The following is a 26,615-nucleotide window of genomic DNA, read 5'->3' as shown; positions in this document are numbered from 1 at the left end:
GGCTTCTACGGCATCAACGCCTCCGAACTTACGGCACGGTGATGGTCTGCGCCCGGCCATATCGTGCTCAGTGAGTCCCCGTCGGTTGCCGCGACGCCATAGGCCAGCGGGCAGATCGACGTGAGCGCCCTCACCAGGTGCGACGGATGTCGCCGGGCTACCGGAGAGGCTCTGCCTCCAAGAGGGCGGGGTGCCCGTCCGCGCCGGCCGGTACGGGGTAGTAACTGCGGTGGGTGAGCTCATCGACGGCGACTACGTGCGCGCCGTCGGCGAGGTGATCGGACCCGACCACGATCAGTTGACGATCGCGTAGGTCGAGGATCACGACCCAGCCGGTTTCGGCGGCGACGTAGAGCCGGTGGGTGGTCTGGTCGTAGGCCAGCACATCCGGCTGTGGGCCGACGGGACTGCTGCCGAGGGTCTGCCCGGTGGTGAGGTCGACGGTGAGCAGGGCGGCGTTGCCATCGCAGGCCACGAAGCCCAGCCGGTTGCCCGGGTCGATGGTCAGGCCGTGGGGGTGGTCGCAGCCGGGTAGTGGGATCCGGTGGGTGACGGTGAGCGTGGCCGGGTCGATCGCGGCCATGTCGTTGCGGCCCTGCACGGCCACCCACATTTGATCAGCGGCCGGGTCGTAGACCACGTTGCCGACCTCCCCGCCCAGGTCCACATTGCCGCGGCCGTTCCCGGTGGCAGCGTCGATCACGGTCTCCGTCCCGCCGGTCTCGTTGGTGGTCCAGATCGCGGCGCGGCGCTGGTCGAACGCGAGCCCGTCGGGGTAGTCGCCGGTCGGAGACCGGGTCACGACGGCGCCGGTGTCCTCGTCGAGTCCGACCACCTGGTTGGCGCCGGTCGCGGTGGCGTAGATCCGGTGCAGCGCGGGCACGACGAGCACGCCGTGGACCTGGGGCAGGTTGGGGATCGTGCGAACGACGCGGTGCGCGCGCAGGTCGACCTCGATCACCTCACTCGCGCCCAGGTGCGCGATGAACAGCAGCCCTCGCCCGGGGTCCACGCTGGCGTAGTCGAAGCGTGATCCATCGCCGGGCAGCGGCACCTGACCGGTGATCCGCTGCGGCAGCGCCGAACGCGGCGGCAGTTGCGAACCCACGCCGTTCACGACGAATGCCACCACCACCGCTATCGCCACTGCCACGACCAACGAACCGGCACCGACCAGCAGCCCCCGAGGTCGCCGCCACCAGTGCCGCACGTCGGGGCCGGGTCGGGCGACCCTCATCGGTCACCCCAGCCCAGCGGCGGCCGGCTAGCAGGCCCGACGGCTGCGATTCGTGTAACCATGGTTGCATCATAGTCCGGCGAAGGGTGCCGGGCGTGCGGAAGGAGAGCCGATGAACTGGGTCACCCCGGCCCGTCCCGCAACCGACCGGATCGCCTGCATGTGGCTGATCCGCTGCTTCATCGACCGTGACGCGGTCTTCCAATGCGTGCCCGAGGCCAACGTGCTGGAGGTGGCGGGATTGTTGAAGGGCAACTCGTTCGATACCTGCGGCGCCGACTACTCACACCTGCCGCTGCCTGGCGGTGGCCACTTGTGCACGTTGGAGACGCTCATCGCCGCCTATCACCTCGAGGAGGATCCGGCGCTGGTTCGGCTGGCGAAGATCGTGCATGCCGCCGGCATCGCCTGTGACCTCCACACTGACCCGCTGGGGGTCGGGCTGCTGGCATTGGGCGTCGGGGGGCTGGACGTCGAGGCCGACGACCATCAGCTGCTGGCGCATGGCATGTTCATCTACGATGCCCTCTACGCCTGGTGCCGTCGTCAGTTCGACGCGGCCACCGGCGACGAGGCCGGCCGGCGATGATCTTCAGCGTCCTGCACATTCTGTTCACCGCCGCCGTTACCGTCGTGCTGGTGCTCGCGGTGGGGTTGTGGCGCTTTCCGCGCGCGGAGTGGTTGGACGCGGTCGCCGCCGGCGTGTTGTCGGGGGCCGCGGTGGCCGTGTGGCGGCTCTCGGCGAACATGGGCCCGCTCAACGACGATGGGCTGCCGGGCTTCTCGGCCAACGACTGGGCCGCCCCTGTCCTGGTCTTCGTGTTGTTGAGCGTCTACGCCGACCTGCGGGTACCGGCCGACGCCGGCCGCTACCGCCAGGTCCGCGCGCTGGCCACGTTGTGCGCGCTCGCCGTCAATGTGATCACGATCTGAACCTCTGGGGCAGGAGGCACAGCCGTGACGAGAGCGGTGAGCTGATTTGAGGTGGGCCGACTCGGCGCGGAGCGGGAAGCCGTCATCGAACGATGGTGCGGCGCCGTTCCCGGTGCTCGCTGTCGTGCTCGTCGCGCTGATCAGCTGCCAGCGCCGAGCCCCTAGCAACGCGCGCTAGCGCGCGAGCCCGCCGCCGGTCTGGCGGCACCCCGGCATGCGTCCTTCCGATCGATGTGCAACCGTGGTTACATTGTAACCTGGGAAGGTGGCGAGATGAGTGATGGGGCGACAGCTCCAGCGGCCGGCGAGTGGGTTCTGCTGTGCTATCGGGTACCGCGGGAGCCCTCGACGCCGCGGATCGCGATATGGCGGAAGTTGAAGCGGCTCGGGGTGGCGCAGATCGGGGACGGCGTGGTGGCGCTGCCGACCGATGCGCGGACCCGGGAGCAGTTGGAGTGGGTGGCAGACGACGTGGAGCAGGCGGGTGGCAGCGCGGTGCTGTGGACCGCAGTGCCGTCCTCGAGGGGGCAGGAGCGCCGGCTGGCCGAGCAGATGCAGGCGGCGCGAGCCATGGAGTACGCCGCGGTCGAGCAAGAGGCCGACGCCGCCCGGATCGGCCCGGTTGCTGATCGCGCGGGCGTGTTGCGGCGGTTGCGTGGTGAGCTGCGCAGGATCGAGCGGCGCGACTACTTCCCGCCGGAGCAGAAGGAGACCGCGCGTGCTGCCGTGCGTGCGCTCGCGGCCGTGATCGCCGACCAGCGTGGTGAGCTGGTATGAGGTGGGCGACCCGGCGCGGGGTGCACATCGATCGGGCGGCGGGTGCGTGGCTGATCCGCCGGTTTATCGACCCGGAGGCGGAGTTCGTGTTCGTGGCGGACCCGCTCGAGGTGCCCCGTGATGCGACCGCGTTCGACATGCGTGGGGTGGAGTTGTCCCACCATGGGCCGGACTGCACGTTCGAGACGATCCTGCGCCGCTACGAGCTGGACGATCCGGTGCTGTGGAAGCTGGCCGAGGCGGTGCACGAGGCCGACATCGAGGACGACCGCTTCGACGCCCCCGAGGCGGCAGGGCTTGACGTCGTGCTGCGCGGGCTGTCGATGACCCTCGACGACCCGGCGGTCCTGGCCATCACCGGGCCAGTGTTCGACGGCCTCTACGAGTACTACCGCCGCGCGACGCTGCTCGGCCGACCCCCCGCCTGACCCCGCACCAGCATGAGCAGACATGCCGCAGCGGCCCAACGATGCGCCGGCCACCGCACCCCCGCGGACCGCCGACCCGGCTGGGCCAACCGGGCACCCGCCGGCCGCGGAGCGGACGTGGTCCCGTTCGGCGCAGCGGTGCGTGCCTGGTTCGCGATCTCACTGCAGACCTTCGGCGGGCAGCCGGGCAGATCGCCGTCATGCAGCGAGCGCTGGTGGACGAGCACCGGTGGATCGGGCAGCGCCGGTTCCTGCACGCGCTAAGTTACTACATGCTGCTGCCCGGCCCGGAGGCCCACCAGCTCGCGATCTACGTCGTGTGGCTGCTCAAACGGGCTGCGCGGTGGGCTGGTCGCCGGGGTCCTGTTCGTGCTACCCGGCCTGTTCGCGCTGCTCGGGCTGTCGGCGCTCTATGTGGGGTTCGGCGGCCACCGCCGTCGCGGCCCTGTTCACCCGGCTCGGCGCCGCGTCGTCCCGATCGTCGTCCAGGCCGTGATCCGGGTCGGGCGCCGGGCCCTGCACCACCCGGTGCTCATTGGCCTCGCGGTCGCGGCGTTCGTCGCGCTTGCCGCGTTCGGGGTGCCGTTCTCGATCGTCATCGCCGCCGCGGCACTGCTGGGCTGGCTCGCCTCCCGGCGGATCCCGGCGCTGACCGCCGCGGGCGGCCACGACACCCGCCGTGGCAGCGGCGCTCCTCTTCGCCGCCCGCTGGTCGGTGCTGCGGACACTCGGCGTGTGCGCCGCCCTCGGCCTCCTCGCGAGCCTCGCCGGACTGCCGGTCACATGATCCCCCTTAGCATCGCGGCGTCGCGGCCCAACCCGCTCACACCGGATGCCATCAACTACGACCACGGTTGGAGGGCCCCCGATGCTGCCCTGGGGTGTCATCGCCTACGGCGCGGCGCTGTCCGCGCTACTCGCTGTCCTGCTCGTCGCGCTGATCGGCCGCGAGCGCAGCCCGGGTGTGCTGCTCACCACCGCGGCCGGCGCCATTGCCGGCCCGGTGGCATGGAATGCGATCCTCCGTGCCACCGCCGCGAACCAGTTCTTCGTCGACGCGCCCATCCCGGTCTTCCCGGTCAGCTGGCAGGACACCGGCTCCGGCGTGTTCACCCTCGCCGCGTTGGCCGTGCTGCTCGGCCTCGGGCCGCTGCGGACCGAACCCGGCCGCCGGCTCGCGCTCGTGGCTTTGCTCGGCTGCCTCGGCGCTCTCCTCGTCGACATCTACCTGTACTGACCACCGAAGTTCCTGACCCTCACCACCGGCTCGGAAACCATGAGGCGCTCACCAGCCCAGCGCCAACCGGCGCCGGTAGTGCTGGCGAGGTCTAAGGTCAGCTCGCCGGTGCGACGTTCTGGGCGGCGACGGCCGTATGCAGCGCCTGAGCAAGCTTGGCGGCGTCGTCGTTGGCCCAGAAATGCATGTAGAACAGTCGCGGGTCGTCGTCGAAGGCGTGATTGTGCAGCTCGACGATGTCGATCCCGCCCGCACGCAGCGCCTGGATCACCTTCTGCACCTCGTCGGCGGTCATGGCGAAGTCGCCGTTGATGGCGGCCTTCCCGCCACCGGTCGGTTGGAAGTTGAGCGCGGTGGTGACCCCCATCGCCGGGGGCAGGGCCATGCCGTGCATGCTCACCCCGCCGTTGCGGGCGAAGGTGAACTTGTAGATGCCGCCGTCGTTGGTGCCCTTGGCGCCCAATGCCGTGTCGATGGCGGCGGTGCCCAGGTCGATCGGCCCCGGCGGGGCGGCTGGGGCCGCCGGCGGAGTGTCCGTGGTGTCCAGCGCGGCCTTGAGGCCTCGGGCGATCGCGCCCGGGTCCGCACCTTCGGCGTCGAAGTGGGTCCACCACACCGGCGGGGTGTGCTCGAGCAGGTGTTTGTGCACCGCGGTCTGCGCGATCCCGTTCTGCTGAAGCGCGTCGGTGACCTTCGGCAGTTCCTCCTCGGTGACCACCAGGTCACCCATCGCCATCGTCGTCCCGTTGCCGTAGCGGGCGAATGCCGCGTAGGAGCCCAACGCCAGCCCCGCCTTGACAGGCACCCCCTGCGAGGCCACCGACAGGTCGCGCCGGGGGAAGCTCACCCGGTAGACGGTGTTCGCGGAAGCCAGCTGACCGGAGCGGCCCAGGGCGTCGGCGACCGGCTTCCAGTCGGCCTCACTGCTCTGGACTGGCTGCGACGCGCCGGGCTGCGCGGCCATGCTCTGCCCGCCGCCGGCTGCGGGCGGTTGGCCGGCGTTGTTACCTGAACAGCCTCCCAGCACGATCGCGGCGCCCACCGCAGCCATCGTGCGCACCAAGCTATCTCGCCTCACCATTACCACCCCTTCCCCGAATCGGCCCCCACGGCACCGATGATTCTGCAACCACGGTCACACCTTCGTGAGGTTGATGTTTCGCCAGGGGCGGATGTGTCCGACGATCTCGCGCTGACCGGGTCGCTCCAAGCGCCACAACCGATGGGACATCGCCCGGTTGGGCGCCGAGTCACTGCTCGTAGACCCCGATGGTCCACGGCGGCGCCGCGGGGCCGGGGGCTGCCGGCGATGTCGATGCCGAACGCGTCCGCGCTGGTGCCTGCGCGATCATGGGGCTGTCCGGGCGGATCCCGAACCCGGCGTTTCCGGCAGGAGATGTTCTTGGCCACCGTGCCGCCCGGGTGGCTGACGTAGATGCCGTGGTCGAGGGGACGAGAACCCGCAGCCGGAGACGACGTTGCCGATCACGTCGATGCCGTGCAGCGTGTCGTCGGAGCGGCGCGGTGGAGACGCAGCTGAGCCGGTCGGCGATCTTGCCCGCCAGCGTGCGGTTGTGGCGGGCCCCGAGTTGGTTCTGCGGGCGAAGGAGTTCGACCTGCTCGCCCGGCTGCTCGACGGGCCCCGGAACCGCGTTGAGCCGCGCAACGCTGATGGCCGAGGCGTGGGACGAGCACTGATTCGGGTCGACCCCCGCGCTGGACGTCCATATCGCCGGGCTGCGGCGGAAGCTAGGGGAGACTGCTTAGCGGGGCGCGGTCGCGGAGATCGTCACGGTGCGCGGGCACGCTACCGCTTGTTGGACCAGTCAGCCTGATCTGCCGCTATTGACAGCGCTCGCTCCCGGCCCGCTGTGCTGTCTGCGCCGGGGAGGAGCAGGGTGAACGTGGCGGGATGTGCGCTGGTGAGCCAGAGGCGGCCGCCTTCGGCTTCGGCGAGGCTGCGCGCCAGCGCGAGCCCGATGCCGTGGCCTCGGGCGGTGTCTGCTCGGCGCACGAACAGGTCGGACTCCGGAACGGTCACGCCCGATCCTTGATCGGATACGTCGATGGCCAAGACCTCGCCTGCGTCGCGGGCGGTCACAGTGACCGCGCCGCCCCCGTGCGCGGCGGCGTTGTCGAGCAGCACGGCGAGCACCTGCCGCACCGCGGTGCCCGACGCCACGCACGGGGGTGCCTGCGGGTCGATCGTGATGCGTAGGGGGCGCTGCGCGGTGGCCGGGCGGCGGAGCCAGTCGTGCTCGATCTCGTCGAGAACGCTGTGCACGTCGATCGGCTCGACGTCGCGCCGGTCGTCCCTCGCCAGGGCGAGCAACTTCTCGATGGTTTGTTCCAGCCGGTCGACCGCGGCGATGGCGGAGAGGAGCGCGGGCGTCACGTCGGCGCGGCGGCTGTCGAGCGCTGCCTCCAGTTCGAGCCGGAGCCCGGCAAGCGGTGTGCGCAGCTGGTGAGAGGCGTCCGCGGAGAAGGAGCGTTCTCGTTGCACGAGGTCTCCGAGCCGTCTGGCGGTGGAGTTCAGGGAGTCGCCGACCGAGTCGATCTCGGGGATCGCCGCCGGTGCCGCTCGGGCGCTGAAGTCCCCGTCGCCTAGGCGGTGGGCGGCGCGGGACAGGTCCTCCAGCGGCCGGGCGATCGTGCGGGCCTGCCTCCTCGCGACGATGTAGACCGCGCCGACCGCGGTCGCGGCGAGCGCGGCCATCGCCAGCCACGCCAGCCACACGGTGCGGGCGACAGCCAGCGCGGGGGTGGCGGCGCGGACCACACCGATGACGTCGCGATCGTGCGTGACCGGCACGGCCACGACGAGGGCATCCCCGGCTTCTCCGGCGCTGACTTGCGCGGTCATCGCCCGCTGAACGTGCGGTCCCGGCTTGGGCGGGCCACTGCCCAGGATGAGGGCGCCGTGATGGTCGTAGAGCGCGAGTTCGACGTCGTCAGCCTGATCGGGAAGACCGCTGGGGACCTGACCCTCGAAGACGTCCGTCGCGACGGCCAGTGCGGTGGCTTCGGCGACCCGCTCGAGGTGACGGAGTTCGTTCGCCTCTGCGTCCTGCCCGATGGCGACGGCGAGCGGAAGTCCGAACAGTCCCACGGCCAGCACCGCTGCCGCGACGGTGAACTGCACGAGGCGTCGGCGCATGCCCGGGCTCCCTCCTGCGTTTGGACGAGATGTTTCTGCATCGGGGGCGACGGCAGCATCGCCGATCACCCGCCAGTGTTGTTTTGCCACTCCTTTACTCACGGTTGTGCTCGTCTTGACACTGGCTCTCGTAACGTCCTCCTCGTAGATGCAGGTCAGGAGGTCGCCCCGCATCGGCTCGTCGCGGCTCGTCGTGTCAGCGAACAGGCCACATGCGAAGCGAGGACGGGTGGACCGGTCCTCGAGCGACGATCGACTGCGTGGTCCTGCCTCCGCGTCCTGAGAGGTCACAGGCGGGGGCTCGGGACCGGGTGGTCATGTGTCGGGCGGCCCGGCCAACGGCGCTGGTGGAGGAGCGATTCATGACGATCATGGGTGAGCGTTGGCAATCCTATTGGGCGGACAAGACGACCCCGCAATACGTCCGAGAGGATGATGCTCACTATCGCGAGTACGCGGAGGAGCTGCGGCTGCTGTTTCCCGACCCCTTCCCCGCGCGGGTGTTGGAGATCGGGTGCGGCAATGGAGCGCTGCACCGGCACCTCGCGTTCGACAAGTGCGACCGCTACGTGGGTGTCGACTTCTCCGAGCGGATGCTGGGTGTCTTCCACGAAACCGACCCCGGCGTTGAGTTGGTGCACGCCGACGGTCCGTCGTATCGGTCGAACGACGAGTTCGACTTGATCTTCTCCAGTCAGGTCGCGCAGTATTGGAGCCCTACACAGCTAGCCGATCACGTCGACAACGCGCTGACCATGCTCTCTGCGCGGGGCGCCATCATCATCAGCGGTATCCCGTGGTCACGGATGCGGTTCGCCTACGCGCGGGGCGATATGACGGGAGGGAGGCGCCGTTCCTTGCCCACGGCTCTCCTGGGGTTCGGCAGCGAACTGGTACGCAAACGTCTCGGTGCGTGGTACGACTTCCCGGAGCTCAGCCAGGTCGCGGCCCGGTCCGGGCTGCGGGTGCAGTTCTACGGATCGATCCACTACGCCTACCGATTCCACGCGGTGCTCCGGCCGTGACGTCACGGTAGCGGTGCAGACACGGCTCCCCTGTCCAGGGCGATGGGGTGATGAGACAGACCGGCGTGGTGGTCGTGGCCGAGCGTGTCCCGGGGGCTGACGTGCACCGTGGCAGTCATCAGCTTCGGGACGTCGTGCAGGAGGCGGTGCTGCACTTCGTGGGCGATGTCGTGGGCCTGGACGAGGGTGAGGTCGGGGTCCACGACGACGCCGGCCTCGGCGCGGATGCGGTGGCCGGTCCACCGCAGCTGCAGCGACTCGACGGCGACGACCCCTGGCGCCGCCTGCAGAGCTGCCTCGGCCTGGTCGACCAACGCGGGATCAACGGCATCCATCAACCTGCGGTAGATGTCCGTCACCGCCCCACGCAGCACGAACAGGATGGCCACGGTGATCACGATGCCGACGATCGGGTCCGCCAGTGGGAACCCCGCCATCACACCCAGGGCGGCGGCTACCACAGCGAGTGAGGCGAACCCGTCGGTCCGGGCGTGCACACCGTCGGCGACGAGCGCCGCGGAGCCGATCCTGCGCCCGACCTGGATCCGGTAGATCGCGACGAGCTCGTTGCCGAGGAACCCGATGACGCCCGCGGCGAGCACGATGCCCACGTTGGTCATCGGCTGCGGGTCGATCAGTTTGCGCACCGACTCGTAGCCGGCCAGCACCGCTGACAGCGCGATCATCGCGACGATGAAGACTCCGGCGAGATCCTCGGCGCGGCCGTATCCGTAGGTGTATCGCCGCGTCGCCGCCCGGCGCCCGAGGGCGAAGGCGACCCACAGCGGGACGGCGGTGAGCGCGTCGGAGAAGTTGTGGATCGTGTCGGCGAGCAGGGCGCTCGACCCGGAAAGGAACACGACGACGAGCTGCGCGACCGCGGTGACACCGAGCGCAAGAAGGCTGATCTTCACTGCGCGGATCCCGTCGGCGCTGGACTCCAGCGCAGAGTCGACCGAGTCAGCGGCATCGTGGCTGTGCGGTCGGAAGATCGACGACACCCACGCCCGCACACCTTGCTGATGCCCGTGCCCGTGCCCGTGCCCGTGCTGCTGTTCGCCGTGATGCGAGTCCGGGAGCTCGTGGGGGTGTCCCATGTTGCCAGGATGCACAGCTCAGAGGCATTATGCAACCATGCGCGCGCGCAACGACATGGCAGATGCGAGCCCTGTGCGAAAGCAAACAACGGGCGAGCAGTTCGTGCTCGCCGCGGATGTCCTGCGACATCTGGCCGATCCCACCCGCCTGCACCTGCTGCGGCTGCTGGCCGACGGCGAGCAGGACGTGACCACCCTCACCGCCCAGGTCACCGCATCCCGGTCCTCGGTGTCGCAGCACCTCGGGCGGTTACGCCTCGCCGGCCTGGTCCACGCCCGGCGCGACGGCCGCCGGATGGTCTACCGCATCACCAGCGACCATCTGCGGGGCCTGGTTGACGAGGCACACCAGTTCGCCGGACACCTCCTGCACGACATCCCCCACCACAGCGACGACCGATGACGCGCCTGAGCCGGGCGCGTGGCATTTACGCGCCGGGAGACCGTGAGATGGACACGAGGGCTGTTCCATCTTGGATTAGGGGATCTGGTGTGAATCTCGTGGCCGGGCGAGGGCCCGGCGGACCGTCGCCGTCACCTCCGCTCCTGCGGTTGGCCAGGGCGTCGAGGGCGACGACGGCCTCCACGAGTTCCAGCCGGCAAGAGTCGGCGGGTAGCGGCCGGACGAGCGGCTCCAGATGAGCGAGTCGCTACGGGACCCGGCGGACCGCTCCCGTGTGTGCGCTCGTCGCCAAAGCCGCGTAGGCGCGCAGCGCCTTGCTCACCGGGCGGTCGCGGTCCTTCGGCTGCCACGGCCGCTCGGACGCGTCCATCTTGGCGCGCCGCTCGGCCAGCACCTCGTCTGCGACCTGCACCTCCAGCGTGCGCGACCGGACGTCGATCAGCACGGTGTCGCCGTCCTCGATCAGGCCGATCACGCCGCCCGCGGCGGCCTCCGGCGAGATGTGGCCCACGGAGATGCCGCTCGACCCGCCGGAGAACCGGCCGTCGGTGATCAGCGCGCACTTCGCGCCCAGGCCCGCGCCCTTGAGGAACGCCGTGGGGTGCAGCATCTCCTGCATCCCGGGCCCGCCTGCCGGGCCTTCGTAGCGCACGACGAGCACGTCACCGGGCTGAATCTGCTTCGAGAGGATGACTGACACGGCCTCCTCCTGGCTCTCGACGACCCGGGCGGGCCCGGAGAAGCGCCAGATGTCCTCGGGGATGCCTGCCGTCTTGATCACGGCGCCGTCGGGGGCGATGTTGCCGCGCAGCACGGCGAGCCCGCCGTCGGCGGTGTAGGCGTGCTCGACGTCGCGGATGCAGCCGCCCGCGGCGTCGGTGTCGAGTGACGACCAGCGGTTCTCGGTGGAGAACGCCTCCGTGGTGCGCACGCCGCCGGGGGCCGCGTGGAAGAGGTCGATCGCCCGGTCCGAGGGGGTGCCGGAGCGGATGTCCCACTCCGAGAGCCACGCCTCCATCGACGGCGAGTGCACCGTGTGCACGTCCTCGTTGAGCAGCCCGCCCCGCCACAGCTCGCCGAGGATCGCCGGGATGCCGCCGGCCCGGTGCACGTCCTCCATGTGGTAGTTCGAGTTCGGCGAGACCTTGCTCAGGCACGCAACCCGCCGCGACAGCGCGTCGATGTCGGCCAGGGTGAAGTCGATCTCGCCCTCCTGCGCCGCGGCGAGGATGTGCAGCACCGTGTTGGTGGAGCCGCCCATCGCGACGTCGAGCGCCATCGCGTTCTCGAACGCCTTGCGGTTGGCGATCGACCGCGGCAGCACCGAGGCGTCGTCCTCGCCGTACCAGCGCTTCGCGAGCGCCATCACCGTGCGGCCGGCCTCCAGGAACAGCTCGCGGCGCGCGGCGTGGGTGGCGAGTGTGGAGCCGTTGCCGGGCAGCGCGAGCCCGAGCGCCTCGGTGAGGCAGTTCATCGAGTTGGCGGTGAACATGCCGGAGCACGAGCCGCACGTGGGGCACGCGGAGCGTTCGACGAGCTCGAGGCCTGCCTCGTCGACCTGCGGCGACGCGGACGCGGAGATCGCCGTGATCAGGTCGGTGGGCGCCTGCGCCACGCCGTCGACGACCACGGCCTTGCCGGCCTCCATCGGCCCGCCCGAGACGAACACCGTGGGGATGTTGAGCCGCATCGCCGCGTTGAGCATGCCCGGCGTGATCTTGTCGCAGTTGGAGATGCAGACCAACGCGTCGGCCGCGTGCCCGTTGACCATGTACTCGACGGCGTCGGCGATCACCTCGCGCGACGGCAGCGAGTAGAGCATTCCGCCGTGGCCCATGGCGATGCCGTCGTCGACGGCGATCGTGTGGAACTCCCGGGGCACGCCGCCTGCCTCGCGGATCGCCTCCGCGACGAGGTCGCCGAGGTCCTTGAGGTGCACGTGGCCGGGCACGAACTGCGTGTAGGAGTTGGCGATGGCGACGATCGGCTTGCCGAAGTCGTCGTCGCCCATGCCGGTGGCGCGCCAGAGCGAACGCGCTCCCGCGGCGTTGCGGCCATGGGTGGTCACACGGGAACGGAGGGCCGGCATCAGGTCACTCTCCAGCCGGATCGGGCAGCCTGCCGCCACTGGCGGCGGCGAGCTGGGGCAGGTCGCGGACGTGGACGGCCGGGAGCGGTAGCTCGCCACCGTCGGTCAGCACCGCGCTGACCCTGGCACGGTCGCGCAGGCGCAGCGAGCTGATCTCCGACCACGGTACGCGCCGCCCCCCGACCACCCGCCGTACGGCCACGGTCTCCGCGTCGACCGTGGTGCGCACGCGCAGCGTCCAGATGATGATCCCGATCGGGATGAGGTAGACGAGCCAGAAGAACGGGGCGCCGCCCGCGAAGGGCGTGGCGCAGACCGTGAATGTCAGCGCGACCAGCACGACGAGCGGGGAGATCCGGAAGACGGCTTGCGGGGCGGGGCCCTCGGTGGCGTCAGGAGCGGGCGTGCTCACCGGGCCATCGTCGCATTCCGGTCCGGCAGGCCGTTGACAACGGTGGTGACCCAATCCACACTCCTAATCGTGTTAGGGGAAGCTACGCCGAGTTGGCGGACCAAACGGCGTGAGGGTGCGCGTACCGAGATCCTGAGTGCCGCCTGGGAGGTGGCGCGCGAGCACGGGATCGCCGCGTTGACGCTGCGCGAGGTGGCGGCGCGGGTGGGAATGCGGGCGCCGTCGCTGTACTCGCACTTCGACTCGAAGCACGCGATCTACGACGCGATGTTCGGCCAGGCGTGGACCGAGTTCGAGCAGCTCGTCGACGCGGATGAGCCCTCAGTGCCCAGCGAGCCGCGGGCCGCCCTGCGGATGTTCGCGCGCAGGTTCTTCGACTTCGCGGTCGCCGACCTCGCCCGTCACCAGCTGATGAACCTGCGCACCATCCCGGACTTCGCCCCGAGCCCGGAGAGCTACGCCCCGGCCGTGCGCGTGCTGGAGCGGCTCCACGTCCGCCTCGCGGCGATCGGCATCACCGACGGCGCCGACGTCGACCTCTTCGTGGCGCTCTTCGGCGGGCTGGTCGACCAGCAGTGGGCCAACGACCCGGGCGGCACACGATGGGCCCGGCTCATCGACCGCGCCGTCGAGATGTACGCAAACGAGCTCCATCTGCCTCGTGACTCCCAGAACCTCCCGGAGGAGGACCGATGACCAACGCCGACGTGTACGCCCCACGCCGCTCCGCCCTCGACCACGAGCGCGCCATGCGCCTGGCCGCCACCGAGTACGGGCGCCTGCTCGACCTCCTGCGCGAGCTCACACCGGAGGACTGGACGCGGCGCACCGACTGCACCGCGTGGGACGTCCGCGAGGTGGCCGCGCACAACCTGGGCATGGCCGAGATGGCGGCCTCACCGGAGGAGCAGCAACGCCAGAACCAGGAGGCGGCGCGGCGAGGGGGTGTCTTCATCGACGCGCTCACCGGCCTGCAGGTCGAGGAACGGCGGGACATGAGCCCTGCCGAGATCGTGGACCGGTACGCCGAGGCCGGGCCGCTCGCAGCTAGGGGCCGCGCCGCCGCGCCCGTCGAGGTGCGCGAGGCGCCGATGCCGGGCCCGATAGAGATCCGCGGCGTTCTGGAGCACTGGACGGTCGGCTTCCTCCTCGACACGATCCTCACCCGCGACACCTGGATGCACCGGATCGACGTCGCCCGGGCCACCGGGCGCGACCTCGTGCTCACGCCCGACCACGACGGCGTGATCGTCGCCGACGTCGTCGCCGAGTGGGCGGGCCGTCACGGCGGCGGCTGCACCCTGACCCTCACCGGTCCGGCCGGCGGCCGCTGGACGTTCGGGAGCGGTGGCCCCGAGTTCGAGCTCGACGCCGTCGAGTTCTGCCGCACCGTGTCCCGCCGGGCCAAGGGCAGGGGCCTTCTCGATGTCGAGGTTCCGTTCTAGTCCGGACCGATTCGGAGGAACCTGTGATCACTCAGACGCGCGGCGGTGCTGTCGATGTCGGGGACGGCGCACTGACCGTCCGCAACTCGGTCACCGCAGTGCGCGAGTCGGGGCGTGAATGCGCGCGAGTCGGGGTCTGGGTGCGCGCGACTGGGGGTGATAGTGACAGCGTGGAAGAGGGTCAGCTGGTGAAGTGGGCGCCTCCCACGGAGGACATCCGTGCAGCGGTCCCGTTGCGCCCCGATCACCCTGGGAGCGTCGTCTCTGTGGGACCACGTCACGTCCTCGTGAACTGGGTGCGGCGGCGGCACACATCCGCCGAGGAGGGCACGTTCGAACCCGAATGGCTCACGGTAATCGACCGAGCCGAGTTCGATGATCTCCTGCGGACAGTGCACGACCTGGATGTCAGCGAAGGCGGAGACCCGGCTGTCGATCCGCGATTCGCTCAGATGGACTGAGTGCTTTCTGGGCATTGTGCCTGCGAGCAGGGGGAACAAATGCCGACTTATCGCGTTCTGGTTCGACAGCGCATGTCTCATCGTGCCTCCGAACGGCACGGTGGCCCACCAGTACGCGAACGGTGCGAGGTTCGACGGACTGCAGGCATGTTGAGCCACCCCCGTGCGGGGGCGGCGCGTCCGCCCCGGAGGGACGACGCCCGGAGATGATCTGGAGACCTCGAGTCTGCACGGGTCGGCAACCTTGCCGGCCTGTGCCGCGACGGCGAGGCCGACCGATCCCGTCCCACGATCTGGTACTCAGATCCCAGGAAATTGACGCGCGCTCGATCCGGCGGCTAGCGTCGCTGGCATGTCCGCTGTCCGGGTGCTCGTACTTATCAGGCGCGTCCACGCCTGAGCAGCCCTCGGTCGTCGACGCGCCACCCCTGTTCCGCCTACCCGGCGGCCGGGGGTTTTTTCATGTCCGGACCCCCACCTCCCCGCGGAGCTGACAAGCAGATGACCACCGCAACGCCTCGTTCCGGCCCGGTTCCCGGGCCGCAGGCGCCGAAGCCGGCGCCGCCTCCGGGTCGCCAGTCCCCGAGCGCGCCGTCCCGCGTCGACGGAGCCCAGCGCGTAGACACCGGGGCCACCGCGCCGCGCATCGACGGGGTGCCCATGACCGGCGCCCAGTCGCTCGTGCGTTCGCTCGAGGAGGTGGGCTGCGAGGTCGTCTTCGGCATCCCGGGCGGCACGATCCTCCCGGCCTACGACCCGCTGCTCGACTCCACCAAGGTGCGGCACGTGCTCGTGCGCCACGAGCAGGGCGCAGGCCACGCCGCCACGGGGTACGCGCAGGCCACGGGCGAGGTCGGGGTCTGTATGGCGACTTCGGGGCCGGGCGCCACGAACCTCGTGACGCCGATCGCCGACGCGCACATGGACTCGATCCCGCTCGTCGCGATCACGGGGCAGCAGTCGCGCGCCCTGATCGGCACCGACGCGTTCCAGGAAGCCGACATCACCGGCATCACCATGCCGATCACCAAGCACAACATGCTCGTGACCGACGCGACGGAGATCCCGCGCGCGATCATGGAGGCGTTCCACCTGGCGTCCACGGGCCGACCCGGCCCGGTGCTGGTGGACATCCCGAAGGACGTGCTGCAGGAGCAGACCACGTTCTCCTGGCCGCCGGAGATGAAGCTGCCCGGTTACCGGCCGACGACCCGGCCGCACGGGAAGCAGATCCGCGAGGCCGCGCGGCTCATGTGCGCGGCCAAGCACCCGGTGCTCTACGTCGGCGGGGGTGTGCTCAAGGCCAGGGCATGGGAGGAGCTCAAGCAGCTGGCCGAGCTCACCAACATCCCGGTCGTCACCACGCTGATGGCCCGCGGCGCGTTCCCGGACAGCCACCCGCAGCACGTCGGGATGCCAGGCATGCACGGCACGGTCGCCGCGGTGGCGGCCATGCAGCGGGCCGACCTGCTGGTGGCGCTCGGGGCGCGTTTCGACGACCGCGTCACCGGCCAGCTCTCGACGTTCGCCACGCACGCCGCCGTCGTCCACGCCGACATCGACCCGGCCGAGATCTCGAAGAACCGCCGCGCTGACGTCCCGATCGTGGGCGACTGCAAGGAGGTCATCGTCGAGCTGACCGAGGCCGTGCGCGCCGAGCGGGCGTCGGGCACCGCGGACCTCACGGCGTGGTGGGCCCAGCTCGACGAGCTGCGCAAGACCTACCCGCTGGGCTACGACTGGCCTGCTGACGGCTCCCTCTCGCCGGAGTACGTCATCGAGCGGATCGGGCAGATCGCCGGCCCCGACGCCGTGTACGCCGCGGGCGTGGGTCAGCACCAGATGTGGGCCGCGCAGTTCATCAAGTACGAGAAGCCGCGCTCGTGGCTCAACTCCGGCGGGCTCGGCACGATGGGCTTCGCGGTGCCCGCCGCGATGGGGGCGAAGATGGGCCGCCCGGACACCGTCGTGTGGTGCATCGACGGCGACGGCTGCTTCCAGATGACCAACCAGGAGCTCGCAACCTGTGCCATCGAGGGCATTCCTATCAAGGTCGCCATCATCAACAACGGCAACCTCGGCATGGTGCGGCAGTGGCAGAACCTCTTCTACCAGGAGCGCTACTCCAACACCGACCTCGGCACGCACAAGCACCACATCCCCGACTTCAAGCTTCTCGCCGAGGCGATGGGCTGCCTGGGGCTGCGCGCGGAGTCCAAGGCCGACGTCGACCGCGTGATCCACCAGGCGATGGAGATCAACGACCGTCCGGTCGTGATCGACTTCGTGGTCGGGGCGGATGCGCAGGTTTGGCCGATGGTCGCGGCCGGCACCGGCAACGACCACATCATGGCGGCCCGCAACATCCGGCCGCTGTTCGAGGGTGACGAGATCGCAGCTGACGACGCCGGTACCGGCGCGGTCGCCGCGGAGGCCATGGGGCAGGGTGGACGATCATGATGGTGCGGCACACCCTGTCGGTCCTGGTCGAGGACAAGCCCGGCGTGCTCGCCCGGGTCTCCGGGCTGTTCTCGCGCCGCGGGTTCAACATCGAGTCGCTCGCCGTCGGACCGACCGAGCACCCGGACGTGTCGCGCATGACGATCGTCGTGGCCGTCGACGACTTCCCGCTGGAGCAGGTCACCAAGCAGCTCAACAAGCTGGTGCACGTCATCAAGATCGTCGAGCTGGAGTCGGCCGCCTCGGTGCAGCGGGAACTGCTGCTGGTGAAGGTCAGGGCCGACCCCGCGGTGCGGAGCCAGGTGCTGGAGATCGTCAACCTGTTCCGGGCCAAGGCCGTCGACGTCACGCCGGAAGCCCTCACCATCGAAGCCACCGGCACCGCCGAGAAGCTCGGCGCGCTGTTGAAGAACCTCGAGCCCTTCGGCATCCGCGAAATGGTGCAGTCCGGGATGGTGGCCGTCGGCCGCGGGCCCCGGTCGATCACCGCGGCCGCCGTCCGTTAGAGAAGTCCCGGGTTCGAGAAACCACCGAGAGGAATGCGCGACCCGTCATGAGCGTGAACATCTACTACGACGACGACGCCGATCTGTCGATCATCCAGGGCCGCAAGGTCGCTGTGATCGGCTACGGCAGCCAGGGGCACGCGCACGCGCTGTCGCTGCGTGACTCGGGCGTCGACGTGCGGATCGGGCTGCCCGAGGGCTCGAAGTCGCGGCAGAAGGCCGCCGACGAGGGCCTGCGGGTCGTCACGCCTTCCGAGGCGTCCGCCGAGGCCGACCTGATCATGATCCTGGCGCCCGACACCAAGCAGCGGTTCATCTACACCGACGACATCGCGCCCAACCTCAAGCCGGGCGACGCGATCTTCTTCGGCCACGGCTTCAACATCCGCTACGAGCTGATCAAGCCCCCGGCGGACGTCGACGTGGCGATGGTGGCGCCGAAGGGACCCGGCCACCTGGTGCGGCGGCAGTTCGTCGACGGCAAGGGCGTGCCCGCGCTCATCGCCGTCGAGCAGGACCCGAGCGGCAACGCCAAGGCGCTCGCCCTCTCCTACGCCGCGGCCATCGGCGGCGCTCGCGCGGGCGTCATCGAGACCACGTTCAAGGAGGAGACCGAGACCGACCTCTTCGGCGAGCAGGCCGTGCTCTGCGGCGGTGCCGCGGCGCTCGTCCAGACCGGTTTCGAGGTGCTCACCGAGGCCGGTTACGCCCCGGAGATCGCGTACTTCGAGTGCCTCCACGAGCTCAAGCTGATCGTCGACCTCATGTACGAGGGCGGCATCGCCAACGAGCGCTTCTCGATCTCCGACACCGCCGAGTACGGCGACCTCACCCGCGGCCCGCGTGTCATCACGCCCGCGGTGAAGGAGGAGATGAAGCAGATCCTCGCCGAGATCCAGGACGGGCGCTTCGCGCGGGAGTGGGTGGCCGAGGACGACAACGGGCGTCCCACCTTCAACCGCCTGCAGAAGCAGGGCCAGGAGCACCCGATCGAGCAGGTCGGGGAGAAGCTGCGTGGCCTGATGAGCTGGGTGGGCAGTAAGGCCACCTGAGCCGCGTCTGATCCCTTCTGAGCAGCACCGCACGAACGGCGCTCGTCCACCTCGCGGGGACGGGGCGCCGTTCGCGCGTTTGAGCGGAAGAAGGCGGGGAGCCGGGACGTTGGAGGGACTGTCCCCCGAGCGAGAGGTCTGCGCTGTGTCCCTGCCCTTGCCGTTGTCGATCCTCGATCTCGCCACCGTGGGGGAGGGGGAGACGATCAAGGACGGGCTCGACGCGACCGTCACGCTCGCCCAGCGCGCCGAGGAATGGGGGTTCCGGCGCATCTGGTACGCCGAGCACCACAACATGCGCGCGATCGCGTCCTCGGCGACGAGCGTGGTGATCGCGCACGTGGCCGGCCAGACGGAGCGGATCACGCTCGGTTCCGGCGGCATCATGCTGCCCAACCACTCGCCGCTCGTCATCGCCGAGCAGTTCGGCACACTCGCGACCTTCCACCCCGGCCGCATCGAGCTCGGCCTCGGCCGCGCTCCGGGCACCGACCAGCAGACCGTGACCGCACTCCGCCGCGACCCCGCGGCCGCCGACCGGTTCCCGCAGGACGTGCAGGAGCTGCAGGCGTACCTGTCCGGCGAGAGCGCCGTCCCTGGTGTCCAGGCCTACCCGGGCGCCGGCACTGCCGTGCCGCTCTACATCCTCGGCTCCTCGCTCTACGGGGCGCAGGTCGCCGCCGCACTCGGGTTGCCGTACGTGTTCGCCTCACACTTCGCCCCGCAGGCCCTCGAACAGGCCGTCGCGCTCTACCGCCGCGAGTTCCGGCCCTCGCGGCAGCTCTCGGCACCGCACGTGATGGCGGGCGTGAACGTGATCGCGGCCGACTCCGCCGAGGAGGCCGCCGAGCGGGTGCGCGCCGTCCAGCGCAACCGCGTGAAGCTGTTCGTCAGCCGTGGCGGCCACACACTCACCGACGACGAGGCCGAGGCCGTCCTGGAGCTGCCGGCGGGGGAGGAGATCCGGTCGATGACGCGGTACACCGCCGCAGGCACTCCCGACGAGGTCGCCCGCTACCTGGAGGACTTCGCGGCCCGCGCCGACGCGGACGAGCTGATCGTGACGTGCCCCGTGGTGGACCGGCCCGGCTGGTTCCGGTCCTTCGAGCTGCTGGCCGGGCTGATGCGGGCCGCGACCGTCTGATCCCGCCTGCCCACTGATCCCGCCTGCCCACTGATCCCGCCTGCCCGGCAGAACTTCGCGACACAGGGACACAAATCCAGCGACTCGCGCACCCGAACACGGCGACTCGCGGCCGTTCACCCGCGAGTCGCGGCATTCGTGCGCCCGAGTCGCCGGATTAGGGAGCGCCCGTGCGGGTGCTTTCGTCCGGTTCGTGTGTCGCCCCGCCCACGCCGCCGGGACCCCGGCCGAGCTGCGCATCTACGATCGAGGACGGAACCAGCCGCCGATCCGGGAGCAGTGCAACCGCCGTGAGCACCGTCGCCACCCGCCCTGTCGTACTGCTCGCCGAGAAGCTCGCGCCGTCCGCGGTGGCCATGCTCGGTGACGAGGTCGAGATCCGCCACGTGGACGGCACCGACCGTCCCGCGCTGCTGGCCGCGATCGTCGACGCCGACGCTCTCCTCGTGCGCTCCGCCACCAAGGTCGACGCCGAGGCGCTGGCCGCGTCCACCCGGCTCAAGGTCGTGGCCCGCGCCGGCGTCGGGCTCGACAACGTCGACGTCCCCGCTGCCACCGCCCGCGGTGTGATGGTGGTGAACGCGCCGACCTCCAACATCGTGTCCGCCGCCGAGCACGCCGTCGCACTGCTGATGGCCACCGCGCGCCACATCCCCGCGGCCGACGCGAGCCTGCGCCAGGGCCAGTGGAAGCGCAGCTCGTTCACCGGTACCGAGCTCAACGGCAAGACGATCGGTGTCGTCGGCCTCGGCAAGATCGGGCAGCTCGTCGCGCAGCGGCTCGCCGGGTTCGGCGTCACGCTCATCGCCTACGACCCCTACGTCGCCCCGGCGCGCGCCGCGCAGCTCGGCATCGAGCTCACCGACCTCGAAGGCCTGCTGCGCCGCGCCGACGCGATCTCCATCCACCTGCCGAAGACGCCGGAGACGCTCGGGCTCATCGGCAAGGACCAGCTCGCCCTCACGAAGCCCGGTGTGCTCATCGTCAACGCCGCCCGCGGCGGCCTGGTGGACGAGGACGCGCTCGCCGACGCCGTGCGCAGCGGCCACGTGGGCGGGGCCGGTGTCGACGTCTATCTCACCGAGCCAACCACCGCCAGCCCACTGTTCGAGCTGCCGCAGGTGGTCGTCACCCCGCACCTCGGCGCATCCACCGACGAGGCGCAGGACCGCGCGGGCACCGACGTCGCGAAGTCCGTGCAGCTCGCGCTGGCAGGCGAGTTCGTGCCGGACGCGGTGAACGTCCAGGTCGGCGGCGTGGTCGGCGAGGAGGTGCGGCCGTGGCTCCCGCTGGTGCAGAAGCTCGGCACCGTGCTGCACGCCCTGGCCGGGCGGGTGCCCACGTCGGTCACCGTCGACGTGGCCGGTGAGCTCGCAGCGGAGGACGTGTCCGTGCTGCAGCTCGCGGCGCTGCGCGGCGTGTTCACCCACGTCGTGGAGGACCAGGTCACGTTCGTCAACACCCCCGCCCTCGCGGCCGAGCGCGGTGTCACCGTGGAGCTGACCACCGCGCCGGAGAGCGAGAACCACCGCAGCGTCGTGCAGCTGCGTGCCGCGATGCCCGACGGCGAGTCGATCACCGTCTCCGGCACCCTGACAGGGCGGGCGCTGGTGCAGAAGCTCGTCGAGGTCAACGGCCGCCACTTCGACCTGCGTGCCGAGGGCGAGGTGGTGCTCCTCGAGTACGCCGACCGTCCGGGTGTGATGGGCCGCGTCGGCTCGCTGCTCGGCGAGGCCGCGGTCAACATCGAGGCGGCCCAGATCAGCCAGACCACCGACGGCAGGGACGCCATCATGCTGCTCCGCGTGGACCGGCCGGTCGACCCGGCCGTGCTGGAGCCGATCGGCGCGTCGGTCGGCGCGAGGACCACGCGGCTGATCTCCTTCGACGACTGAGACACGGGGGACGGCAGCCCGCGGGGTGGGTGAGGGCACGTGTCGGCGCGCGAGCTCGTCGTGCTCGGCACGGCGAGCCAGGCGCCGACCCGGCACCGCAACCACAACGGCTACCTGCTGCGCTGGGACGCCGAGGGCCTGCTGTTCGACCCCGGTGAGGGCACTCAGCGGCAGATGCTGTTCGCGGGGGTGGCGAGCAGCGCGGTCACCCGCATCTGCCTCACGCACTTCCACGGCGACCACTGCCTCGGCGTGCCCGGCGTAGTGCAGCGGCTCTCGCTCGACCGCGTCGCGCACCCCGTGCACGCGCACTACCCGGCGTCGGGTGCGCACTGGTTCGCCCGGCTGCGGTATGCCACCGCGTATCGGGAGGTCGCGGACCTGCGTGAGGAGCCGGTGAAGGCGGACGGGCCGGTGGCGGTCATGCCGGCCGGGGTGCTGGAGGCGCGGCGGCTCGACCATCCCGTCGAGGCGTTCGGCTACCGCTTCGTCGAGCCGGACGGGCGGCGGATGCTGCCCGGGCAACTGGAGCGCCGCGGCGTCCGTGGGCCCGACGTCGGCAGGCTGCAGCAGGCCGGGCGACTGGACGTGGACGGCCGGACGGTGCTGCTCGACGAGGTGAGCGAGGCGCGCCCGGGCCAGAAGTTCGCGTTCGTGATGGACACCCGGCTTTGCGACGCCGTCTACGCGCTCGCCGACGGCGTCGACATGCTGGTGATCGAGTCGACGTTCCTCGCCGAGGACGAGGCGCTCGCCCGCGAGTACGGCCACCTCACCGCGCGCCAGGCTGCGGAGGTGGCCGCGGCGTGCGGGGTGCGCCGGCTCGTGCTCACCCACTTCTCGCAGCGTTACCCCGAGTCGGAGCGGTTCGCCGAGGAGGCGGCCGCGGTGTACGGCGGCGACATGGTCGTGGCCGCAGACCTAGCCCGCATCCCGGTCCCGCCGCGGAGGCGGTGACGTGCGGCTGTTCGTGGCGCTGACCCCGCCTGCGGTCGCCGTCGAGGAACTCGTGGCCGCGACGGGCGGCGTGCGGGCCGAGCATCCCGAGCTGCGCTGGACCCCGCCCGAGCAGTGGCATCTGACGCTGGCGTTCCTCGGCGAGGTCGGCGACCGCGAGCGGGAGGACCTCGTGCCGCGGCTCGGGCGGGCCGCGACCCGGCACCCCCCGCTCACCCTGTCGTTCGCGTCGGCGGGGCGGTTCGGGGACCGGGTGCTGTGGACGCGCGTGCGCGGCGACGTCGACCCGCTGCGCCGGCTCGCCGCGTCGGTGCAGGCCGCCGCCCGACGGGCCCGTCTGGCCGTCGAGACGCGGCCCTACCGCCCGCACCTCACCCTGGCCAGGACGCGCGAGGCGACGGACCTGCGGCCGGTGGTCGAGGCGTTGGAGGGCTTCTCGGGCCAGGGGTGGGAGGCGGCGGAGCTGCACCTCGTGCGCAGCCATCTGGGAGCCGGCCCGGGCGGCGGCGCGCGCCACGAACCGATTGAGGGCTGGCCCCTGACGGGCCGGCCGCAGGGGAGCCCGGAAACGTCAGCGGGGTGGCCCCGCTGACGTTGGGCATCAGCGGGGCCACCCCGCTGTCACCGCATGCACCCGGTCCGTCCGGACCGGGAATCGGAGCTCCACCTGTGACCCTCGGTTGTCCCGTTGCGGCGGTTCGTCCCGGACCACGGGCGGGGTGGCGTCCGGGCCGGTCAGAGGGGGCGGCACAATGGCCCACTTGGGGGTGCGTCGCGCCCGGATGGAGATCCGCCGGCGCACCTCTGCAGTACTTCCACCTCAGCGGGTGACCGCGATCGGGTGGTGGACGGCGGAGCGGCGCCGTCGCAGCGGGTAACGTGCGCCCGGCTGCTTCGGAGCCATGGAGAGGGGACATCGGCAATGCGCCTTGCGGTCATTCCGGGCGACGGCATCGGGCCGGAGGTCATCGACGAGGCTCTCAAGGTTCTCAACGAGGTCTCGCCCGGCGTGGAGACCACGACCTACGACCTGGGTGCCGCGCGCTGGCACTCCACGGGAGAGCTGCTCCCCGAATCGGTGCTCACCGAGCTGCAGGAGCACGACGCGATCCTGCTCGGCGCCGTCGGCGACCCGTCGGTGCCCAGCGGGATCCTTGAGCGCGGGCTGCTGCTGCGGCTGCGCTTCGAGCTCGACCACCACGTCAACCTGCGTCCGGCGCGGCTCTACCCCGGCGTGCGCGGACCGCTCGCCGGCAACTCCGAGATCGACATGGTTGTCGTGCGCGAAGGCACCGAGGGCCCTTACGTCGGCACCGGCGGCCTTCTTCGCAAGGACACCCCGCAGGAGATCGCCACCGAGGTGAGTGTCAACACCGCGTTCGGCGTCGAGCGGGTGGTGCGCGACGCGTTCGCGAGGGCCGCGCGCCGGCCGCGCAAGCACCTCACGCTGGTGCACAAGACCAACGTGCTGACCTACTCCGGACGGCTGTGGTCGCGGCTGGTGGAGGAGGTGTCGCTGGAGCACCCAGAGGTCGCGGTGGCCTACCAGCACATCGACGCCACCACGATCCACATGGTCACCGACCCGGGCCGGTTCGACGTGATCGTCACCGACAACCTGTTCGGCGACATCCTCACCGACCTCGCGGCCGCCGTGACCGGCGGCATCGGGCTCGCCGCCAGCGGCAACCTGGACGTGAGCCGGCGCAACCCGAGCATGTTCGAGCCGGTGCACGGCAGCGCGCCGGACATCGCCGGGCAGGGCATCGCCGACCCGACGGCCGCGGTGCTCTCGGTTGCGCTGTTGCTCGACCACCTGGGCAACCGCGACGCGGCCCGCCGCATCGAGGCCGCGGTGGCGTTCGACCTGGCCACCCGCGACCACAGCGCCACGGGCCACACCCAGTCGATCGGCGACCGCCTGGCGGCCCTGGTGAGCAGCCACGCAGGCACCCCGAGTAGCTAGTGCTCGGTGCGAAGATCAGGAAAGCCACATTCAGGAACCCCAGGACCTGAATGTGGCTTTCCTGACCCTGGGGAGGGGCCTACGTCCCACCATCCGGGAGCGTCGCGTGACCTTCTGGGACCGGCGTGGCATGCTCGGCCTCGTGCAGCACCTCTGCGTGATCATTATCGACAGGCGCGTCGGCTAACAGTTCCACAGCCGACGCGCAGACCTCTCGCATCCGCGGGGGGTCTTTTTTGTTGCCCGATCACGCCCGTCGAACCCAGGAGCCCCCCGGATGTCCCGCACCGAACCGGCCGGAACCCCGCTCGGAGACGCGTTCCACGTCTACGACACGACGTTGCGCGACGGCGCCCAGCGGGAGGGGATCAGCTACTCCGTCGCCGACAAGCTCGCCGTCGCCCGCCACCTCGACGCGCTGGGCGTCGGGTTCATCGAGGGTGGCTGGCCGGGCGCGCTGCCGAAGGACACCGAGTTCTTCGCGCGCGCGGCGGCCGGGGAGCTGCGGCTGAGGCACGCCGCCCTGGTCGCCTTCGGGGCCACCCGCAAGGCCGGGACGACCGCGGCTGCCGATCCGCAGGTCAAGGCCCTGCTGGACAGCCAGGCGCCGGTGGTCACGCTCGTCGCGAAGTCCGACCGGCGCCATATCGAGCGGGCGCTGCGCACCGACGTCGACGAGAACTGCGCGATGGTGGCCGACACCGTCGCGTTCCTGCGCGGCGAGGGCAGGCGGGTGTTCCTCGACGCCGAGCACTTCTTCGACGGCTACCGGTTCGACCCGGACACGGCGCTGCGTGTGCTGGAGGCGGGCGTGACGGCGGGCGCCGACGTCGCGGTGCTGTGCGACACGAACGGCGGCATGCTCCCGCTGGGCATCGCCGAGGTGGTGACCGAGGTGGCCGCGCGCACCGGCTACCGCCTCGGCATCCACTGCCAGGACGACACAGGCTCGGCGGTGGCCAACTCGGTCACGGCCGTGCAGGCCGGCGCGACGCACGTGCAGTGCACCGCCAACGGCTACGGCGAGCGGGCCGGCAACGCCGACCTGTTCGCCGTCGTCGGGAACCTGGTGACCAAGCTGGGCATGCCCGTCCTACCGGACGGCGCGTTCGGCGAGCTGACCCGCACCTCGCACGCGTTGGCGGAGATCGCCAACATCGCTCCCGACACCCACCAGGCATATGTCGGGACGTCGGCGTTCGCCCACAAGGCGGGGCTGCACGCGAGTGCGATCAAGGTGGACCCGGAGCTCTACAACCACATGGACCCGAAGGTCGTGGGCAACGGGCAGCGGGTGCTGGTCACCGAGATGGCCGGCCGGGCGAGCGTCGAGCTCAAGGGTTCCGAGCTCGGCCTCGACCTGGCCGGCCATCCCGACGCGGTGTCGTCCGTGGTGGCGACGGTGAAGGAGCGCGAGGCGGAAGGCTGGTCGTTCGAGGCCGCGGAGGCCTCGCTGGAGCTGCTCATGCGCTCGGCGATGGGCGACGGCGCGCGCGTCCCGTTCGCGCTGGAGTCCTACCGCGTGATCATCGAGCACGGAGCGGACGCCGCGGTCGTCGCGGAGGCGACAGTCCGCGTGGTGCTCCCGGACGGGCAGCGCCAGATCGCGACGGCGGAGGGCAACGGCCCGGTCAACGCGCTCGACGCGGCGCTGCGGGCGGCGCTCACGCCGTCGTGCCCGTGGCTGTCGCAGGTGGAGCTGTCCGACTACAAGGTCCGCATCCTCACGACCGGCCGTTCCGACAGCTACGGCACGGACGCCGTGACGCGCGTGCTGCTGGCGTCCACCGGCCCGTCGGGTTCCTGGACGACGGTCGGTGTGCACAGCAACGTGGTCGAGGCGTCGTGGCTGGCGCTGGTCGACGCGCTCGCCTTCGCCGCGCTGCGTGAGCGGAACGCGGTCGCCGCCGCCCGCTGACGCGAGCAGGATCTCC

The 26,615-nt window shown here is 70.9% G+C and carries 25 protein-coding genes and 1 pseudogene; 20 read left to right on the top strand and 6 right to left on the bottom strand.

Features of this window, described 5'->3' with window-relative positions; all coding sequences use genetic code 11:
- Positions 1 to 157: 157 nt before the first annotated feature.
- Positions 158 to 1,237: a YncE family protein gene (locus tag ABD143_RS20335; protein ID WP_343980577.1), complete on the bottom strand. Its 1,080-nt coding sequence runs from the start codon at positions 1,235 to 1,237 to the stop codon at positions 158 to 160.
- A gap of 112 nt (positions 1,238 to 1,349) precedes the next feature.
- Here ABD143_RS20335 and ABD143_RS20330 point away from each other — a divergent pair, with 112 nt between their 5' ends.
- From ABD143_RS20330 to ABD143_RS20305, 6 genes and pseudogenes are all read left to right on the top strand, one after another.
- A complete protein-coding gene (locus ABD143_RS20330) occupies positions 1,350 to 1,826 on the top strand; it encodes a chromate resistance protein ChrB domain-containing protein (RefSeq protein ID WP_343980574.1) in 477 nt (158 codons plus the stop codon).
- Positions 1,823 to 2,170, top strand: coding sequence for a hypothetical protein (locus ABD143_RS20325; RefSeq protein WP_343980571.1), 348 nt, complete (start codon positions 1,823 to 1,825; stop codon positions 2,168 to 2,170). Before ABD143_RS20330 ends, ABD143_RS20325 begins: the two co-directional genes overlap by 4 nt.
- Before the next feature lie 273 nt (positions 2,171 to 2,443).
- Complete coding sequence (locus tag ABD143_RS20320; protein WP_343980568.1) at positions 2,444 to 2,947, top strand: Chromate resistance protein ChrB; 504 nt, start codon at positions 2,444 to 2,446, stop codon at positions 2,945 to 2,947.
- Positions 2,944 to 3,375 (top strand): chromate resistance protein ChrB domain-containing protein, encoded by a 432-nt coding sequence (locus ABD143_RS20315; protein WP_343980565.1) that lies wholly within the window; start codon positions 2,944 to 2,946, stop codon positions 3,373 to 3,375. Before ABD143_RS20320 ends, ABD143_RS20315 begins: the two co-directional genes overlap by 4 nt.
- 41 nt (positions 3,376 to 3,416) lie before the next feature.
- Positions 3,417 to 3,939: pseudogene (locus tag ABD143_RS38270) on the top strand (chromate transporter); the annotation flags it as partial.
- 304 nt (positions 3,940 to 4,243) lie between these two features.
- Positions 4,244 to 4,612 (top strand): hypothetical protein, encoded by a 369-nt coding sequence (locus ABD143_RS20305; protein WP_343980560.1) that lies wholly within the window; start codon positions 4,244 to 4,246, stop codon positions 4,610 to 4,612.
- Between the two features lie 97 nt (positions 4,613 to 4,709).
- Here ABD143_RS20305 and ABD143_RS20300 read toward each other — a convergent pair whose 3' ends face one another.
- Positions 4,710 to 5,654, bottom strand: coding sequence for a DUF1259 domain-containing protein (locus tag ABD143_RS20300; RefSeq protein ID WP_343980557.1), 945 nt, complete (start codon positions 5,652 to 5,654; stop codon positions 4,710 to 4,712).
- 765 nt (positions 5,655 to 6,419) lie between these two features.
- Complete coding sequence (locus tag ABD143_RS20295) at positions 6,420 to 7,769, bottom strand: HAMP domain-containing sensor histidine kinase (RefSeq protein WP_343980553.1); 1,350 nt, start codon at positions 7,767 to 7,769, stop codon at positions 6,420 to 6,422.
- A gap of 362 nt (positions 7,770 to 8,131) precedes the next feature.
- On the opposite strand from ABD143_RS20295, the gene ABD143_RS20290 reads away from it, so the two are divergent.
- Complete coding sequence (locus tag ABD143_RS20290) at positions 8,132 to 8,794, top strand: methyltransferase domain-containing protein (RefSeq protein WP_343980550.1); 663 nt, start codon at positions 8,132 to 8,134, stop codon at positions 8,792 to 8,794.
- 2 nt (positions 8,795 to 8,796) lie between these two features.
- Here ABD143_RS20290 and ABD143_RS20285 read toward each other — a convergent pair whose 3' ends face one another.
- On the bottom strand, positions 8,797 to 9,891 hold the full coding sequence (locus tag ABD143_RS20285; protein ID WP_343980547.1) for a cation diffusion facilitator family transporter: 1,095 nt from the start codon (positions 9,889 to 9,891) through the stop codon (positions 8,797 to 8,799).
- Between the two features lie 37 nt (positions 9,892 to 9,928).
- Here ABD143_RS20285 and ABD143_RS20280 point away from each other — a divergent pair, with 37 nt between their 5' ends.
- The gene (locus ABD143_RS20280) at positions 9,929 to 10,294 is read left to right on the top strand and encodes an ArsR/SmtB family transcription factor (protein WP_379659887.1); all 366 of its coding nucleotides are present in this window, start codon (positions 9,929 to 9,931) and stop codon (positions 10,292 to 10,294) included.
- Positions 10,295 to 10,541: 247 nt separating this feature from the next.
- Here ABD143_RS20280 and ilvD read toward each other — a convergent pair whose 3' ends face one another.
- Both ilvD and ABD143_RS20270 read right to left on the bottom strand, forming a co-directional pair.
- Positions 10,542 to 12,383, bottom strand: coding sequence for a dihydroxy-acid dehydratase (gene ilvD, locus ABD143_RS20275; RefSeq protein WP_343980541.1), 1,842 nt, complete (start codon positions 12,381 to 12,383; stop codon positions 10,542 to 10,544).
- Between the two features lie 4 nt (positions 12,384 to 12,387).
- Positions 12,388 to 12,795, bottom strand: a complete 408-nt coding sequence (locus ABD143_RS20270) for a PH domain-containing protein (RefSeq protein WP_343980538.1) — start codon at positions 12,793 to 12,795, stop codon at positions 12,388 to 12,390.
- 69 nt (positions 12,796 to 12,864) lie between these two features.
- Between ABD143_RS20270 and ABD143_RS20265 the strand changes: the two genes are divergently transcribed.
- The 12 genes from ABD143_RS20265 (at position 12,865) to cimA (ending at position 26,599) form a co-directional block, all read left to right on the top strand.
- Entirely contained in the window at positions 12,865 to 13,491 is a 627-nt protein-coding gene (locus ABD143_RS20265; RefSeq protein WP_343980535.1) for a TetR/AcrR family transcriptional regulator, read from the top strand.
- Entirely contained in the window at positions 13,488 to 14,240 is a 753-nt protein-coding gene (locus tag ABD143_RS20260) for a maleylpyruvate isomerase family mycothiol-dependent enzyme (RefSeq protein ID WP_343980532.1), read from the top strand. Before ABD143_RS20265 ends, ABD143_RS20260 begins: the two co-directional genes overlap by 4 nt.
- Before the next feature lie 23 nt (positions 14,241 to 14,263).
- A complete protein-coding gene (locus ABD143_RS20255) occupies positions 14,264 to 14,701 on the top strand; it encodes a hypothetical protein (RefSeq protein ID WP_343980529.1) in 438 nt (145 codons plus the stop codon).
- A 501-nt stretch (positions 14,702 to 15,202) separates the two neighbouring features.
- The gene (locus ABD143_RS20250) at positions 15,203 to 17,161 is read left to right on the top strand and encodes an acetolactate synthase large subunit (protein ID WP_343980526.1); all 1,959 of its coding nucleotides are present in this window, start codon (positions 15,203 to 15,205) and stop codon (positions 17,159 to 17,161) included.
- A complete protein-coding gene (gene ilvN, locus ABD143_RS20245; RefSeq protein ID WP_343981080.1) occupies positions 17,161 to 17,667 on the top strand; it encodes an acetolactate synthase small subunit in 507 nt (168 codons plus the stop codon). The genes ABD143_RS20250 and ilvN overlap by 1 nt, the downstream gene beginning before the upstream one ends.
- A gap of 47 nt (positions 17,668 to 17,714) precedes the next feature.
- Positions 17,715 to 18,719, top strand: a complete 1,005-nt coding sequence (ilvC, locus tag ABD143_RS20240; protein ID WP_343980523.1) for a ketol-acid reductoisomerase — start codon at positions 17,715 to 17,717, stop codon at positions 18,717 to 18,719.
- 151 nt (positions 18,720 to 18,870) lie between these two features.
- Positions 18,871 to 19,863, top strand: coding sequence for an LLM class flavin-dependent oxidoreductase (locus ABD143_RS20235; RefSeq protein ID WP_343981077.1), 993 nt, complete (start codon positions 18,871 to 18,873; stop codon positions 19,861 to 19,863).
- Positions 19,864 to 20,153: 290 nt separating this feature from the next.
- Positions 20,154 to 21,758 carry a phosphoglycerate dehydrogenase gene (serA, locus tag ABD143_RS20230; protein WP_343980519.1) on the top strand — a complete coding sequence of 535 codons (1,605 nt, stop codon included), beginning with the start codon at positions 20,154 to 20,156 and terminating at the stop codon, positions 21,756 to 21,758.
- 39 nt (positions 21,759 to 21,797) lie between these two features.
- Positions 21,798 to 22,715 carry a ribonuclease Z gene (locus ABD143_RS20225; RefSeq protein WP_343980516.1) on the top strand — a complete coding sequence of 306 codons (918 nt, stop codon included), beginning with the start codon at positions 21,798 to 21,800 and terminating at the stop codon, positions 22,713 to 22,715.
- Position 22,716: 1 nt separating this feature from the next.
- Positions 22,717 to 23,307: an RNA 2',3'-cyclic phosphodiesterase gene (gene thpR, locus ABD143_RS20220; RefSeq protein ID WP_343980513.1), complete on the top strand. Its 591-nt coding sequence runs from the start codon at positions 22,717 to 22,719 to the stop codon at positions 23,305 to 23,307.
- A gap of 330 nt (positions 23,308 to 23,637) precedes the next feature.
- Positions 23,638 to 24,681, top strand: coding sequence for a 3-isopropylmalate dehydrogenase (locus ABD143_RS20215; RefSeq protein ID WP_343980510.1), 1,044 nt, complete (start codon positions 23,638 to 23,640; stop codon positions 24,679 to 24,681).
- Between the two features lie 277 nt (positions 24,682 to 24,958).
- Positions 24,959 to 26,599 carry a citramalate synthase gene (cimA, locus tag ABD143_RS20210; protein WP_343980508.1) on the top strand — a complete coding sequence of 547 codons (1,641 nt, stop codon included), beginning with the start codon at positions 24,959 to 24,961 and terminating at the stop codon, positions 26,597 to 26,599.
- The last annotated feature ends 16 nt before the right edge of the window (positions 26,600 to 26,615 follow it).

The sequence above is a fragment of the Pseudonocardia aurantiaca genome (assembly GCF_039526725.1).
GTDB classification, from domain to species: Bacteria; Actinomycetota; Actinomycetes; order Mycobacteriales; family Pseudonocardiaceae; genus Pseudonocardia; species Pseudonocardia aurantiaca.
This window is presented reverse-complemented; position numbering and strand designations above follow the sequence as displayed.